The organism is Vicinamibacteria bacterium (assembly GCA_035570235.1).
In the GTDB taxonomy this organism is placed as follows: Bacteria; Acidobacteriota; Vicinamibacteria; order Fen-336; family Fen-336; genus DATMML01.
Window position 1 is genome coordinate 72,043 of the sequence record DATMML010000036.1, and the last position, 13,885, is coordinate 85,927.

A 13,885-nucleotide genomic window follows, 5' to 3' on the forward strand; every position below is an offset into this window, starting at 1 on the left:
CGTTACGGAACCGCCACTCTGCCCAGAGCAGCCTTCAGACCGGCGGCGATCCGGGCGGGATCGTCGCACCCCCAGAAGTGCATGAAGAAGAGACGGGGGGACTCGCGCAGCATGTGGGAGTGCAGGGCCGTGACTTGGAGGCCGTGGGCTTCGAGCTCTCGGATCACGGGGTTGACCTCGTCCGCGATGAGGACGAAGTCTCCGGTCGTCGCCACTCGATCGTCGACCACCTGGAAGTTCAGCGCGATCGCCATGCCCAAGCTCGCGGGCACCTCGACGCCGGCCTCCTCGATCTTGGCCGCCCTCGGAACGCCGACCTGGAGAACGCGCCCCGCCATGGAGCCCTTGCGACCCAGAACCTCCTGGATCTTATCCAGCGCCGCTCTCTCCGCCAACGAGGGTCCGGCCGGCGCTCCGCCGGGAGCGGAGAGGGGCGTTTTCGTCGCTTCCAGCGCACTCCTCAGCGCCCGGGCCAAGGTTCCCGGCTGTCCGTGGCCACCGAAGTGGACGTACACGATCTCCGGTGTCTCACCGGTCAGGTGGTTGTGCACCGCGAGCACGTCGAGGGCCCCTGCCTGCAGGGCCCGGATCACCGGGTTCACCTCGGAGGCGAGCAGAACGAGATCGCCCATGGCCATGGCCTGGCCATCGGCCATCGTCTTGAAGCCGGCCCACGAGCCAAGGGCGAGCGTCGCCTCGACGCGTACCGGCCCCACGGTCACCTCCAGATCGCGGCGCGGCCAAGCGTACTTTTGGACATCACCGGGAAGCCCTTTGCCCGCCTGCCCGAGCGCCTTGTCTACGACGTCCCAGGTCCCTTCCGAGCCTGCAATCCGGGCGATCGAGAGCAGCGCGAAGACGGTGCCCGGCAAGACGAGGGAGTCGAAGCGGAGCCTCATGTGCGGCCTCCTTTGAACGGACGCCCCTTTCCAGAAGGGGCATCAACGCCCGATCCGGGCGGTGGGGATCGGAGCCGACCGCGAAACGACTGGTAGAGGTCGTCGAAGAGGGCGAAGCCTCGATCGAGGCGGGCCTCATCGTCGTGGTTCGCCATGAGCATCCCCAGCAAAAGCTGCTGGACGCCGCTCGTCTCCGGGTGGCCGAACTTGCCATCCTTGATGTCCATGTCGTGGACGACCTCCGCCAGGCGGGTGAGCGCCGGGTCCGTGATGCCCGTCCGAAGCACGAGGGTCTCGAAGGTGCAGCGGTCTCCCTCGTGGGTGAATTCCCCGTCAACCATGTCGAAGCGGATCTCCTCCGCTTGCACATCGTCTACCCCCGGAACGATGAATCGAAGGCGCGCCTTTGGATCCAGAAAGCGTCTGATGAACCAGGCCGACGCTATGCGATCCACCTGGATTCCCCGTCGCGTCACCCAGGTTCTCCCGACGAGCTCCTGGTGGCGGGCCGCGGGCGCGGCCGCGGGCTCGGGGCGCAGCTGACTCTCGAAGGCGGCGAGCGAGGCCTCCGCTTCCCCGCGGGCGGGGGAGGCGAAGAAATCGATCTCCCCGATCGCGCGCAGGCGCTTCTTGGTCCGCGCGAGACGGGCGCGAAACGCCCCTTCGGGGGGAGCGACGTGGCTCCGTCTCTTGAACTCAGCGGTCCACGCGCGTACGTCCTGGGCCAGCGCTTCGTAGTCCGCCGTCCGCTGCCCCTGGAAGGCGTCGATGAGCGCATCTCTGGTCCCGGCGTCGACGAAGCTGGCGAGCAGGATGTAGGCGTCCGCTCCTCCGGAGCGCGCCTCCTCCGCGATCTGCTGCAGGCGGGGCAGCAGCGGCTTTCGGGCGGGCATGACGTAAACGGCGTCCTTGAGCGCTACCGCCCCCAAGCTGGCCAGACGCTTCCGGATCTTTGCCCGCAGATACAAGGGCTTGGCCGGGATCTGGTGGATCAGCAGGTACCAGGCGGGCTCGCTCACGCGCGGTCCCGGGTCATCCTGTCAGTTCGATGCTTGAGGTGGGCGAGCAGGGAGTCATAGAGAAACGCGGCCCGGGCGACGATCTCCCCATCGTCTTGCGCTACGTCCGTGAAGCCCTGGCTGATGGCCCAGAGTCCGGCCGCTTCCGGCGTTTTCGCTGGCTCGTCGGGGAAGTCGGCGCCGTGCACGATCTCCGCCAGGCTGCGCAGGCTAAGGTCGCCGGACAGGCGCTCGTCGACGAGCTGCTCGAAGGAGCAGCGGCCCCGCTGGTCTCTGTGTGGATAATGGGCTCCGGGCGCATCGAAGCCGATCGCTCCTTCCCGCTGTTGGACGGCCGCGACCTCTCCGGGCTCCACGAACAGTAACTCCGCGGTCGGGTCAAGGAAACGCCGGATTAGCCAGGCCGTGGCCGTACGGTTCACGTGAACCCTCTTGCGGGTGACCCATTTCACACTGAGATCATATCAGGTGAGGCATGGATATGTCAGATGCTAGTGTATAGCTGACCCCGGCCCCCCACAGCTCAGAGGGCTGCGCTGCCCGGTGACTCGGGAGCGCTGTCGAGGTCCCGGGAAGGGTCCCGCCCGTCATCTAGGAGGGAGCCCCCGATGTCCAGGCCCGGAGCCCGTGACGAGCAGGAGCTTTTCCGCGCGGGTCAGTCGCTTGATCCGCCGTTCCAGCTCAAGGGCGCGGCGCCAAGTTCTCACCCGGCGAGACCAGGCGAGGCTCACGGGGCGGCGAGAACGGGTGAATTTTGATGCCGTGCCCGCTCGGTGCGCATCGAGACGCCGGACGATGTCCTTGGCCGCTCCGGTGTACAGCGACCCATCGCGGCAACGAAGGATATAGACAAAGGGCATGTTTGCACCGGCGGCAGCGACGGGCGGACTCGAGCGTTTCGCAGGCCTAGGGACCCTGGCTCGGGCCACTACCCCCGCGGCCCCCAAGGAGGTGAGGGGCGGGAGGGGATGGCGCCGGACCTCGGTCTCTGCAGGGTCCGCCGGGAGCAGATGCCCTCCCCGAGGAACCGTGCCTCAGGAGCTGCTGCCGAAGCGCTGCGCGTAGCGGGCGCGAGCAGCGGCCGCGACCTCCTCGCGGTTCCGCGGGGGAGACGTCGTCACTAGCTCATCCACCAGTCGCCGTGCCACCCGCGTGACCTCCGCCACCGCGCGGTTGAAGGCGGCCTCGTTGGCGCGCGAGGGCGCATTGAAGCCGCTTACCTTGCGAACGAACTGGAGCGAAGCTGCGCGGACCTCCTCGTCGGTCGCGGGGGGCGCGAAATTGAACAAGGTTCGGATGTTTCGGCACATGCACGATTGTGGTCCAGAGGCGGGCCGGAGTCGAGTACCCACCGCGGGACTTGAGCGCCTATGGGGCCGATCTCGAGGCAAAGGTCTCCGCCGCGTGGGGCCACCCGAGGGGACGCGCGCCGTTCATACCGACACACGGTGGCTACTCGGTGAGCGACTGCCGACGGCGGCGCAGGAAGTCGCGCTCGGCGGCGTTGTCGGTGAGCCTGATCGCGGTCTCGTAGGCCATCGCTGCCTCGACGTCACGGCCCAGGCGGCGCAACAGGTCGGCGCGGATGGCATGGAAAATGTGATAGGTGCCAAGGTCCAGCGCGTCGACGAGGGCGAGCGCGGTCGCCGGCCCGTCGATCTCGGCCACCGCGACGGCGCGGTTCAAGGCCACGACCGGGCTCGGGTCGTAGGCGAGCAGCTGGTCGTAGAGGCGCACGATCTGCGACCAGTCGGTGGTCGCCGCGGAGCGCGCGTCGCTGTGCACGGCATTGATTGCGGCCTGGATCTGGTAAGCGCCCGGGTGGTTGCGCCGCAGGCAGTCACGGACGATCGCCTGGCCCTCGGCGATGAGGTCGCGGTCCCAGCGTTCCCGATCCTGGTCGGGGAGGGGCACCAGGCCGCCGCTGGCGGTCGTCCGCGCCGCCCGATGCGACTCTACGAGCAGCATCAGTGCGAGCAGACCCAGGACCTCCGGCTCGTCGGGCATGAGCTCGGCGAGGAGTCGGCCGAGACGGAGGGCTTCGGCGCACAAGTCGGCGCGGATCAGCTTCTCTCCCGCGCTGGCCGCGTAACCCTCGTTGAAGACGAGATAAACCACAGCCAGTACGGACTGTAGCCGGCCGGGGAGCTCGGCGGACGTGGGCACTCGGTAGGGGATCTTCGCGTCGCGGATCTTGCTCTTGGCCCGGACCAGCCGCTGGGCCATGGTCGGCTCCGGCATCAGAAATGCCCGCGCGATCTCCGCGGTGGTGAGCCCGCCCAGCAGCCGCAAGGTGAGGGCGACCTGTGCGCTGCGGCTGAGCGCGGGGTGGCAGCAGGTAAAGATCAACCGCAGCCGCTCGTCGTGCACCGGCCCCTCCTCCATCGGTTCGTCCTGGACGTGCAGCAGGGCCGCCTGCGCGTGCCGGTCGGAGCGGGACGCCTCCCGGCGCAGCCGGTCGATCGCCCGGTTGCGGGCAGTGGTGATGATCCAGCCCGCTGGGCTCGGCGGCAGCCCGTCCGTCAGCCATCGTTGCACGGCCACGGTGAATGCATCCGCCACCGCTTCCTCGGCGATGTCGATGTCGCCGAAGGCGCGGACCAGGACGGCCACCGCACGGCCGTGCTCCGCGCGGAAAACGCGCTCGATCTCGGACGCCCCCGAGGAATCCAACCGGGGTCAGTACTCGGGGACGTCCTGGAACGGACGCACCTCGATCGGCAGCGTCGTCGCGCGGGCCGCTCGGCCCGCCCAGCCCAGTGCGGCATCGAGATCGGGTGCCTCGACGATCCAGAAGCCGCCGATGTGCTCCTTGCCCTCGACGTAGGGGCCGTCCGTGATCATGAGGTCCCGATCGCGGACCCGAACGACCGTGGCCGTGCTCGGGGGATGAAGCCCTCGACTGAAGACCCATCCTCCGGCCGCCTTGATGTCCTGGTTCAACGCGTGCAGCTCGCGCCCAACCGACTCCAGGAACTCCGCGGGCGGGGCCGGACCATCGGGCTGGTGGATGGTGAGCATGTACTGCGTCATTCTGGGTCCCTCCTTTGGGTCGCTGCGGCCATGGTCAGGATGGCTGGTAGGTCGCGATTATCACTCCGGTGCTCGTGGTCACGCTATTCAGCAGCCGGAGCACCGAGGCAGGGGCGTCGTCATTGAATAGCCGGCGGCCTCGCCCCAGCGCCAGAGGGTGGATCAGCAGCACGTAGCGATCCACGAGGCGGTGCCGCATCAGCGTCTGCAGCAAGTCCCCGCTGCCCAGAACCACTATGTCCTTGCCCGGCTCCTCCTTCAGGCGGGCCACCGTTTCCGCCGCGTCTCCGGAGAGCAGCGTCGAGTTCCGCCACGGCAACGGCTCCCGGAGTGTCCTCGATGCCACGTACTTCTGGGCGTTGTCGAGCACCTCCGTGAACGGGTTGTCCTTGCGTCCCGGCCACACGGCGGCGAAGTTCTCGTATGTGCGTCGCCCGAACAGCAGCGGCCCGCCCTGGCTCATACCCTCGCCCATGGCCTTCATCATGACCGGGTCGTTGTAGGCCCGGGCCCAGCCGCCGTGCTGGAAGCCGCCCCGCGGATCCTCGTCGGCCTGCCCCGGGGCCTGCATCACGCCGTCGAGCGTCAGACTGATGGTGGCGACGATCTTGCGCATTCGTGGTTCCTTTCCGAGGTGGGGCCGGCCCTCTTGCCGGGCCCTCACCCCCTACACGAATCGCCATCGGCCGAATCGACATCAGACGCCCGCCCCTCAAGAATTTACTTCTGCATTTGCGGCGGGTTGCCGGTTGCCGGGGACTCCCTAAGTTGTTGTCAGGATTGGCGGAACTGACAGGGATCGAGCCGCCAACCGAGTGAACGCCATTTCCTGGTCTCGCATCTGCCCCCGCGAGACACTACGAGTCGCCTCGCGCCCGACCCGCCCTAGCCGTCGAGGCGAAGCGGCCTGGCGCCGCTGTCGACCACGCCGGATGGCGCAGGAGTCTGGTGCCCGACGAGCGGTGACAAACTGCTCCGGCGGGGGACCTTGGGGGTTCTTGTGGACAAAGAGCGCACTCTCCGGCATCCCCGGCAAGTAAAGCGTAACGGACACATCGACGGCTGGGATGCAGGTTACATGCGCGGGCGCCATAAGCCGAGCGTCGTCAGGCGACCTCGGTCGATGGTACGGCTACCATGGCATGCACTCGTCGGATCAAGTTTGCCAGGGCAGCGTCATGCTCGACTGCCTCGAGGGCGTGTCCGTGGATCCCCCATCGCTCCCACCGACCCTCGGCCGCCGGCTTCGGGAGCGGGGAGTTCATCTGCTTTGGCAAAGCGCGGACCGCACCGAGCAGTGCGTCCTGCACTGGCCTGCCCCCCTCCTGAAGGCACCATCCCACGACCGCCCAGCCGTGTGCGCTGTGACGCCCTTCATCAGCCGCGATCTCCTTGAGAACAGCACTAATACCGGGAACGTCGCAGCGTCGGGCCAACTTAGCGATGATGCGGGCCGAAACGCCTTCGTGGAGGGCACCGTCTACGAGGGAGTCGACGGCCAGTTTCGCCAAGGCGAGCTTTCGCGAACGCGGCAGGGTCCTGACACGTTGCGCCTGGGGGAAGGGACCGGGGCTTACGCTCTTCTTGTCGAGTTCGCAGGCCAGAGAAAAGCACAACTCGGTATGGCGGATCTCGTCAAGGGCGTCTTGATTGGCTGCCGCGATCAGGGTCGGAGGTGCCCCGAGGGCCATCAGGTCCAAGGTGAGCCTTGCGAATGCTGCCACCGAGGCATGCTCTGTCTTCCCGTTCTCCCGCCACTGATCGGCAACCCCAGTCGGCAGGCCTTCCAGGCCATCCACCACGACCATGGATGTCGTCCACTCGGAGCTCGAGCGGAGACCAGGGAGTAACACTCGGCCGTAGCGTCTCAGTTGACGCCCTCGAGAAAATCCCGCGGTCGCGAAATAAGCGACGAACATGCCAAGGCCGGCCATGAAGAAATTGCCGAGAATGGCAGCGATCGCATTGCGGGTCTCGACCGGGGTCCGCTCATGGATTGGATGCATCAGGTCAACAACACCACGCGTTGCTCTTAACAACGCGACTAGGATGCAGAAACCAAAGAGAACCACTCCTCCTATCCCCACCAGCCCGACGATTCCCATTGGCAGGCGAAGCCTTGCCAGCACTATCGTCAACGCGAGCGCGAGTAGGGGTAACCCGAAGCAGGCCAGGGTGCTAAGTCGCAAGCCCGGTCGGGCGTGGGCTCCCAAGCCCCCGAGAGCGGGGTAATGGTCCGCGACCCTACCCCGAGGGTGCCCGCCGCTCTCGACGTGCCTTTCTGCCTGAGGAAAAAGCTCGGGCTGTTCGGGCGCATAGACCTTGCTGGAAACGTCGGGACTCGAGACATTCAGCATGGGATCGCTCCTTTCCGGCATTGCTACGTTCGGGATTCCACCAGACGGTACAGCCGTGACCCAACAAGTCGCGAGGCGCGGAAAAGTGGCTCTTCCTTGCCTTCGCTCGCTTTCATCCACCTGAGCATCTCCGCAAAGCGCTCAGCCAGCCGAGTGCGTGTGACACTTTCGCAGGTGGCACAAGATGCCGACGCCAGTAGAGATGTGGCCTCGTCGCTCATGGCGATGGGGGTCTTCATAACCGAGAGGGAAACAAGAGAGGCTGCGCGATTCTCAATCACCCTGCGCAGGACGTGGTCCCATGGCTCAACAACAAAGCAAGAAAACTCGGGGCCGGATCGTGTTTCTTGCTGGATCATCGATGGAGCCGCTGTGCACAGCGCATGCCAGACGGTTGAGACCAGGATGTGAGCCAATTCGCGATGTTGGCAGGTCGTTTGGGAAAACGTGGGGGTCTCTGCCTAAGGCGGTGTCGTGGCCTCCCGGCCACGCAATCGAGTCCCTCCGACACGATGGGCAAGCGTGGGTCGACAATCGGTGCTGGAGACAGGGAACTCCCCAACCGCGGCATCACGCACCAGTGCGCGTGGATGGGCGGCGTGGACTGGGGTAAAGACGGGCTAAAGCGCTCCGACGCCGGGACGACGACCACTCTTGGCGGCCTGATCTTAGAATTGTTGGAGCGGCGAGTCCAAGAATAGACACAGCGCGCTTCCGTCCTGGGGGGTGGTGATCGATTGGTACCGACGAGTCGCGGCGCTGCGAGGCTCCGTATCCGCCCATGGAGTTGGTCTAGTTAGGGGCCAGCCACTCGCCCCGCCCCGCTGGCGGCAGGGTCCGAACGCGCTGCCGGTTACAGGCGGCGCGGCCGAAAGGAGCCCTTCTCCTTGACCCAGGTGATGATCGCGCCCTGGTAGCCGTCGCAGGGCTGACGCGGGCCGGTAGTCTCCCGGTCCTCGCGGACTCCACAGGTCCGGCACTGCAGCATGTTGTGGTTGCAGCTCGGGAACGTCTTGATGGCCAGATCCGCGTCCACACCTCTGCCGATCGTCTCTTTGTACAACGCCATCGTGCTGCGCCAGTCGACGACGGAGTCCTTCTCACCGAAGAGTGCTAGAACCGGACACCGGATTTCCTTGAGGATCTGTCGGAAACCCGGCACGTAGACCATCAGGCCCGACGCCTCGTCGAACGAATGATGCTCGGCGATGAACGTCTTCTGCTCCAGCAGATAGGCCGCCTTGGTCTTCTCCTCGCCGAAGAAGGACTTGAAGAAGGGGTCCTGTCGCAGGTTCTCGGTCGCCCGCTGATTTTCCTCGAACGAACCGCCCTCTTGGAAGATCTCGTTGCCGCGCCGCCACTCCGTGATCAGCGACCGGACGACGGACTCGCTGCGGCCTTCGATCCGGAGATTAGTCTCGAGCATGTAGCCGAAGCTCTCCTTGTCGTCCGTTCCGCTGACAGAGATCCAGAAGGCGACGTCGGGGAGCTGCTCGATCACGAGCGGACAGATCCAGCCGGCGCGGCTGATGCCCCACAGGCCGATGCGGTCGGACCCAGCGATGCCGCGACGCTTCAACTCGGCGATGGCCGCCAACGTCTCTTGCGCGCTACTCTGAACCGTTTGATCGCGGTCATACTCACCCTCGCTCTTGCCGCAACCCGACTTGTCCCACAGGTAGCAACCCAGGCCGGCCTCCACGAAGCGGGAGCGCAGGTCGTAGTACCACCTCCCGGCGACCACGTCCGTCTTGCCGTGGCCCAGTACAAAGACCACGATCGCCGAGGGAGGGCGATCCGCCGGCTGATCCAGGGTACCGCTCAGCCGCTTGCCGTCGAACTGGAAATCGAGGCTCTCGGTCTTCATCGGCTCCGCAGCGTAGAGCTGGCACGACAGCAGAGTCAGACCGATGGCGGCGGGCAGGCTCCTCGCGTTCATGTGCTCCTCCTCCAGTGGTTCTGGCCCGACCGGCCAGGTCAGCTGTTGTGGTGCCGGACCCGCGCCCCTCGTGCGGCGGCCCGTCGCTAGGTAGATAAGTGGCGACGAACAGATCTGCAACAAGACCGGGGTGTGAAGAAGAAGCGTGGCTTGATGAGGCGCCACCCTCCCCCGGGATCACCTCAGTGAAGGCGCTCCAGAAGTTCCTTCTCCCAGCGTTGATGGAGGAGTCGAGCTCCCGGATCGCGAGGCGATCGGCGCCTTCGTTCGGGCTGATGGCTACGTGCTTGCTCACGAGTGCATCTCCCTGTTCGCGCGATTGACTACACGGTGATCAAGGGCAGGGCGGCCGAGTCCCGCGCGTGACCCCCTTCCCAGTCGCTGCAAGCGTCAACCCAAGCCGGCTCGACGACGAGAGATCGATTCAGCGAGCAACCCGGCGGCCACGGCGCTTCGATGCCGGGTCGCGCTGGGGAAGGAGGTGCTGAAAGAGGACGCGCGTGAAGCGTTCCACCGGGATGGGACTACGCTGCGACTTCGCCACGAGAATGGCGCCTTGCAGCGAGCTGACGATGAAGCCGGCGAGCTCCTGTACGTCGGTTTTGGGCGCCAGCTCGCCTGCCTCGATTGCTGCTTCCAGGCAGTAGGCCACCGATGCCTGGTTCTCCGCGAACACTGAGGCGACACGAAAGCGAATCGCGTCGCTTGCCTCGCTCGCCTCCGCACTGAGGTTTCCGTACAGACACCCTCGACGCATGTCTTCCTTGCGGAGGTACTCGAGCTGCCCATCGATCCAGGCTCGCAACCGACGAAGTGGCGGCAGCCGGTCGTTTCGCAGCGTCGCCCTGACCGCGGCGCTCGTCATCTCTCGATAGCGCTCAAGGATCTCGAGTCCAAATGCTTCCTTCGAAGCGAAATGGTTCGTGAACGACCCCTGCGGCACGCCGGCAGCCTGGGCGATGTCGCGCACGCTGGACGCCCCAAACCCGCGCTGGTGCACCAATCGCAGCCCGTCTGTGAGCAACTTGCCCTTGTTCGAGGGACGTGACATGTCCCCATCAACGCGCACGTCGGTAGTGGTTGTCAAGGCGAGTGACCGCGCCCCCTCTCACTCAGTCGAATACGGCGATCCGACAGCTCTAGCCAGCGTCGACGAGCACGTGCGGATGACTCCGGCGGCGTGGGAGCGCGAGGGCCCGAGTCGGCAAGGTAGGCGGGGTACCTCCGCGACCTGCGACTTGGAATCGTCGACGCTACCGGATCTGCCGCATCGCGTCGGCCCAGTTCTCGACGTGGTATGCAGATGCGAGCTTGTCACCTCTCACGGTAAACACATCGAGGGCCATCGTCGTGAAGCTTCGGCCGGTGGGGCGAGCACCGAAGAACTCGGCCACGGGAGTTCCTGTCGCCTGCCCTCGCACGACGATGCGATCGCCAGAGGTCCAAATGTCCTTGATGCTCCAGCTCAGGTCGGGAATGCTCGCGCCGAGCGTTTTGAAGACGTCGGCAAGTTGATCGCGCGTAAGCCATTGTTCATTGGTCGAATAGGACTTGTAGTCCGCATGGCAGGCTTGGGCGAGAAGGGCGGCGACGTCCTTCTTCTGGGGCTGGTTCAGGGCATCGTAGAGCGGACCGACGATTCTTTCCGCCACCTCCACCGTCAACTCTGATTGCGCTGCCGCGGCGCTTGCGGCCGGGAAGCGGTCTCCAAACATCGGCAGCCCGCTCTTCGACTCCTCCCGGCTTGCTTCGTCTTGCAGCACATCCCAGTGCTCGGCAAGAACGCCGTTCTCAACTCTGACGATGTCCGCGGCGATCCATGCGCGCGGCCTCCCGCTGCCGGTAAAGCGTCCGTGAAGCAGGACATATTCGGCGTCAGCGACGGCCACAGCGTTCTCGTACCGCAGTTCGGGTGGTGCCGCTCTTACGAGGTTGAATAGTCCCTCTCTCCCCGGAGCGATATGCGCGCTGTGTTGGATGTACCTTGGGGACCAGAACCCCGCGGCGGTCTCGTAATCTCGTTTATTGAAAAGCGTATCAAACGCCTCGAGGACAAGGGCCTTGTTCTCGGAGAGAGTCGTCATCGTGGAACCTGCCTTTGACTCACAATCGCGCAAGGTCTCGGTGTGGGTTTGCCCAGAGGACGGGCCCCTGAGAGCAACGTTGCCTTGTGTGGTGACATGTCGATACAATACGTACGTCCGTATTGACTGTCAAGACCGTTAGTCCGATCAGGCCAAGCTCAGGATGGTGCACCTTCCGCGTCAAGACGAGAGGCACAGAGAAATGGCTGACACATACCAGGCAGTCGAAGTTTCCGCACCGGGCGTGCTTCGAGTCGTGGAGCGGCCGATCCGTGAGCCGGGAGCGGGCCAGGTCAGGATCCGCGTCGAAGCCTGCGGAGTCTGTCACAGTGATGCGGCGACGGTGACCGGGATGTACCCCGGCTTGACGCTTCCGCGCGTTCCCGGGCACGAAATCGTGGGCCGCATCCACGCCTTGGGCAGCGGGGTGTCCCGCTGGAAGGTCGGTCAACGAGTCGGCGTCGGCTTCTTCGGCGGCGAGGATGGAGTCTGCGAGCCGTGCCGCCGCGGAAACATGGTGAATTGCCAGAACCCTGTCATTCCGGGCATCACAGTGGATGGGGGATATGCCGAGATGGTGATCGCGGAAGCGCGCGGCATCGCAGCCATCCCCAACGAGCTCGGGTCCGTGGAAGCCGCGCCTCTTCTGTGTGCGGGCGTGACGACCTACAACGCTGTTCGCAATGCCGGCCTGCGCGGTGGAGACCTCGTCGCCGTCCAGGGCATCGGCGGCCTCGGGCATCTTGGCATCCAGTTCGCGCGGCGCATGGGATTCCGTACCGTTGCCATCGGGAAGGGAGGCGACAAGCGAGAGCTGGCCCGGCAACTGGGCGCCCAGGTTTACATCGACAGCGCCGTCGATGACGCGGTCGCCGTCCTGCAGGGCATGGGGGGCGCCCGAGCGATCATCGCGACCTCTCCGAGTGGTCAGGCCATGGGGCCACTCGTATCGGCTCTCGCTGCCGGCGGCAAGCTCATCGTCGTGGGCGTACCGCAGGACCCGATCCAGGTGAGCGCAGTCCCGTTGGTCTTCGGCGGACGCGCGATCTACGGGACGCTGACCGGCACGGCCATCGACGAGGAAGACACGCTGGCCTTCAGCGTCCTGGAAAACATCCGTCCGATGGTCGAGGCGGCTCCTCTCGAGCGCGCGGCCGATGCGTATGCGCGAATGATCCGGGGACAGGCGCGCTTCCGCATGGTGCTGGTCACTAAGGACGCGCCATGAGGCTCGTTGGGCGCCCACGCCCAGCAGGCTTCCTCACCGGCGCATCTCCAGGCTATTGGCCCCGCATACAAGCACGCGTCCTTCGGGTGCTGGCAGCGCTCGCGTGCCCGGCGTAGGCATGTCATTGGTCCCCGCCAAAATAGACAAGAAATAGACAAGTCCGCCCTTCAGCGGATTCGGCATCCTGCTTGTTGCTGGAACTGGTGGAGCTGATGGGGATCGAACCCATGACCTCGTGAATGCCATTCTCTTGGGTTCCGCGCTGTGCCGCGAGCCAGAGAGCCCCCGCTGCGCTAGGCCGGCCGAAGCGCTCCAGCGGGATGCGCTCCGTGCTACTCAGCGCTTCTCTCTAGAGCCCGCACCTCCGGCAGTTGCCGCACCTCAGCCACGAATCTCGCCAGCAACGGTGACGCACTGTCCTTCCGCCAGACGAGAGAGAAGGCGATCGGCAGGTGCATGTCCACGACCGGTCGCAGCGCGACGTCCTTCGGACACCGCCAGCGCGTCGCGTCGCTGACGAACGCGACTCCGAGACCGCAGGCAACGAGGCTCAGCAAGGTGGCCTGATCCACGGCCTCTTGCACGATGCGTGGGGCCTTCAGGCCGCCGCGGGAACACGCCTGCATGAGACGGTCGTAGTAAGCGGGGCTTTGGCGCCGCGGAAACCAGACGAAGACGGCATCGGTCAGGTCGCGCAGGCGGAGGGTCTTCGGCTTCGCCAAAGGATGCCGCTTGGGCGCAGCCAGTACGAGCCTCTGCGAGGCCACCTGGATTTGGTCGAGTTCCGGGTCGGTCTTCGGCATGTTGAAGACGAAACCCGCATCGAGCCGGCCAGAGCGAACGGCGTCGACCTGCTCCAGGGAGCTCAGCGGTTGAAGCTGCAGCTCAGCGTCGGGTTGCCCCCGGCGGAACCGCAAGAATGAGGCGGGAACGACGCCGTGCCACGACGCGCTCTCCGTGAATCCCACCCGCAGCGTCCCGGCGAGGCCGCGCGCCACGCGCCCGGCGCGGATCGTCGCCTCGTTTACCTGCTGAAGAATCAGCCGGGCCTCTTCCAGGAAGGTCTTCCCCGCGGCGCTCAGCCGGACGCCCCGGGGAAGGCGATCGAACAGTTGGAACCCGACCTCGCCCTCGAGGTCCTGGATCTGGCGGGACAGGGCGGGTTGGGCCACACGCAGCCGCTCGGCGGCGCGTCCGTAGTGTTGCTCCTCTCCAACCGCAACGAAGTAGCGCAGGTGCCGTAGTTCCATACCGATATCATACGAGCATCGCTTCAATACTAAAGATGTCCTGGACGCATTGGTCTCGCCGCGCGATATTGGTGGT

14 protein-coding genes and 1 pseudogene are annotated in these 13,885 nt (G+C 65.7%); 1 reads left to right on the forward strand and 14 read right to left on the reverse strand.

Annotated elements, in window-relative coordinates; translation table 11 throughout:
• Positions 1–2: 2 nt before the first annotated feature.
• The 13 genes and pseudogenes from VN461_05575 to VN461_05635 all read right to left on the reverse strand — a co-directional run bounded on the left by VN461_05575 (position 3) and on the right by VN461_05635 (position 11,331).
• Positions 3–899, reverse strand: a complete 897-nt coding sequence (locus VN461_05575; protein HXB54232.1) for a DUF1259 domain-containing protein — start codon at positions 897–899, stop codon at positions 3–5.
• Positions 896–1,918: a chromate resistance protein ChrB domain-containing protein gene (locus tag VN461_05580; protein HXB54233.1), complete on the reverse strand. Its 1,023-nt coding sequence runs from the start codon at positions 1,916–1,918 to the stop codon at positions 896–898. Before VN461_05580 ends, VN461_05575 begins: the two co-directional genes overlap by 4 nt.
• Positions 1,915–2,370 carry a chromate resistance protein ChrB domain-containing protein gene (locus VN461_05585; protein HXB54234.1) on the reverse strand — a complete coding sequence of 152 codons (456 nt, stop codon included), beginning with the start codon at positions 2,368–2,370 and terminating at the stop codon, positions 1,915–1,917. Before VN461_05585 ends, VN461_05580 begins: the two co-directional genes overlap by 4 nt.
• A 135-nt stretch (positions 2,371–2,505) precedes the next feature.
• Positions 2,506–2,778, reverse strand: coding sequence for a GIY-YIG nuclease family protein (locus tag VN461_05590; protein ID HXB54235.1), 273 nt, complete (start codon positions 2,776–2,778; stop codon positions 2,506–2,508).
• A gap of 174 nt (positions 2,779–2,952) precedes the next feature.
• A complete protein-coding gene (locus tag VN461_05595; protein ID HXB54236.1) occupies positions 2,953–3,228 on the reverse strand; it encodes a DUF2277 domain-containing protein in 276 nt (91 codons plus the stop codon).
• 142 nt (positions 3,229–3,370) lie between these two features.
• Positions 3,371–4,591 carry a sigma-70 family RNA polymerase sigma factor gene (locus VN461_05600; GenBank protein ID HXB54237.1) on the reverse strand — a complete coding sequence of 407 codons (1,221 nt, stop codon included), beginning with the start codon at positions 4,589–4,591 and terminating at the stop codon, positions 3,371–3,373.
• A gap of 6 nt (positions 4,592–4,597) precedes the next feature.
• Positions 4,598–4,951, reverse strand: a complete 354-nt coding sequence (locus VN461_05605; protein HXB54238.1) for a YciI family protein — start codon at positions 4,949–4,951, stop codon at positions 4,598–4,600.
• A gap of 34 nt (positions 4,952–4,985) precedes the next feature.
• Positions 4,986–5,567: a dihydrofolate reductase family protein gene (locus tag VN461_05610; GenBank protein ID HXB54239.1), complete on the reverse strand. Its 582-nt coding sequence runs from the start codon at positions 5,565–5,567 to the stop codon at positions 4,986–4,988.
• 490 nt (positions 5,568–6,057) lie between these two features.
• Positions 6,058–7,056: a hypothetical protein gene (locus VN461_05615; GenBank protein HXB54240.1), complete on the reverse strand. Its 999-nt coding sequence runs from the start codon at positions 7,054–7,056 to the stop codon at positions 6,058–6,060.
• A 1,105-nt stretch (positions 7,057–8,161) separates the two neighbouring features.
• Entirely contained in the window at positions 8,162–9,247 is a 1,086-nt protein-coding gene (locus VN461_05620) for a CocE/NonD family hydrolase (GenBank protein ID HXB54241.1), read from the reverse strand.
• 424 nt (positions 9,248–9,671) lie between these two features.
• The gene (locus VN461_05625; protein HXB54242.1) at positions 9,672–10,298 is read right to left on the reverse strand and encodes a TetR family transcriptional regulator C-terminal domain-containing protein; all 627 of its coding nucleotides are present in this window, start codon (positions 10,296–10,298) and stop codon (positions 9,672–9,674) included.
• 202 nt (positions 10,299–10,500) lie between these two features.
• On the reverse strand, positions 10,501–10,962 hold the full coding sequence (locus tag VN461_05630) for an ester cyclase (GenBank protein ID HXB54243.1): 462 nt from the start codon (positions 10,960–10,962) through the stop codon (positions 10,501–10,503).
• Positions 10,939–11,331, reverse strand: a pseudogene (locus VN461_05635) (nuclear transport factor 2 family protein). The gene VN461_05630 and the pseudogene VN461_05635 overlap by 24 nt, the downstream one beginning before the upstream one ends.
• Before the next feature lie 202 nt (positions 11,332–11,533).
• Here VN461_05635 and VN461_05640 point away from each other — a divergent pair.
• Positions 11,534–12,559, forward strand: coding sequence for an alcohol dehydrogenase catalytic domain-containing protein (locus tag VN461_05640; protein HXB54244.1), 1,026 nt, complete (start codon positions 11,534–11,536; stop codon positions 12,557–12,559).
• Between the two features lie 332 nt (positions 12,560–12,891).
• Here the strand turns inward: VN461_05640 and VN461_05645 are convergent, their stop codons facing one another.
• Entirely contained in the window at positions 12,892–13,809 is a 918-nt protein-coding gene (locus VN461_05645; GenBank protein HXB54245.1) for a LysR family transcriptional regulator, read from the reverse strand.
• Positions 13,810–13,885: the final 76 nt, after the last annotated feature.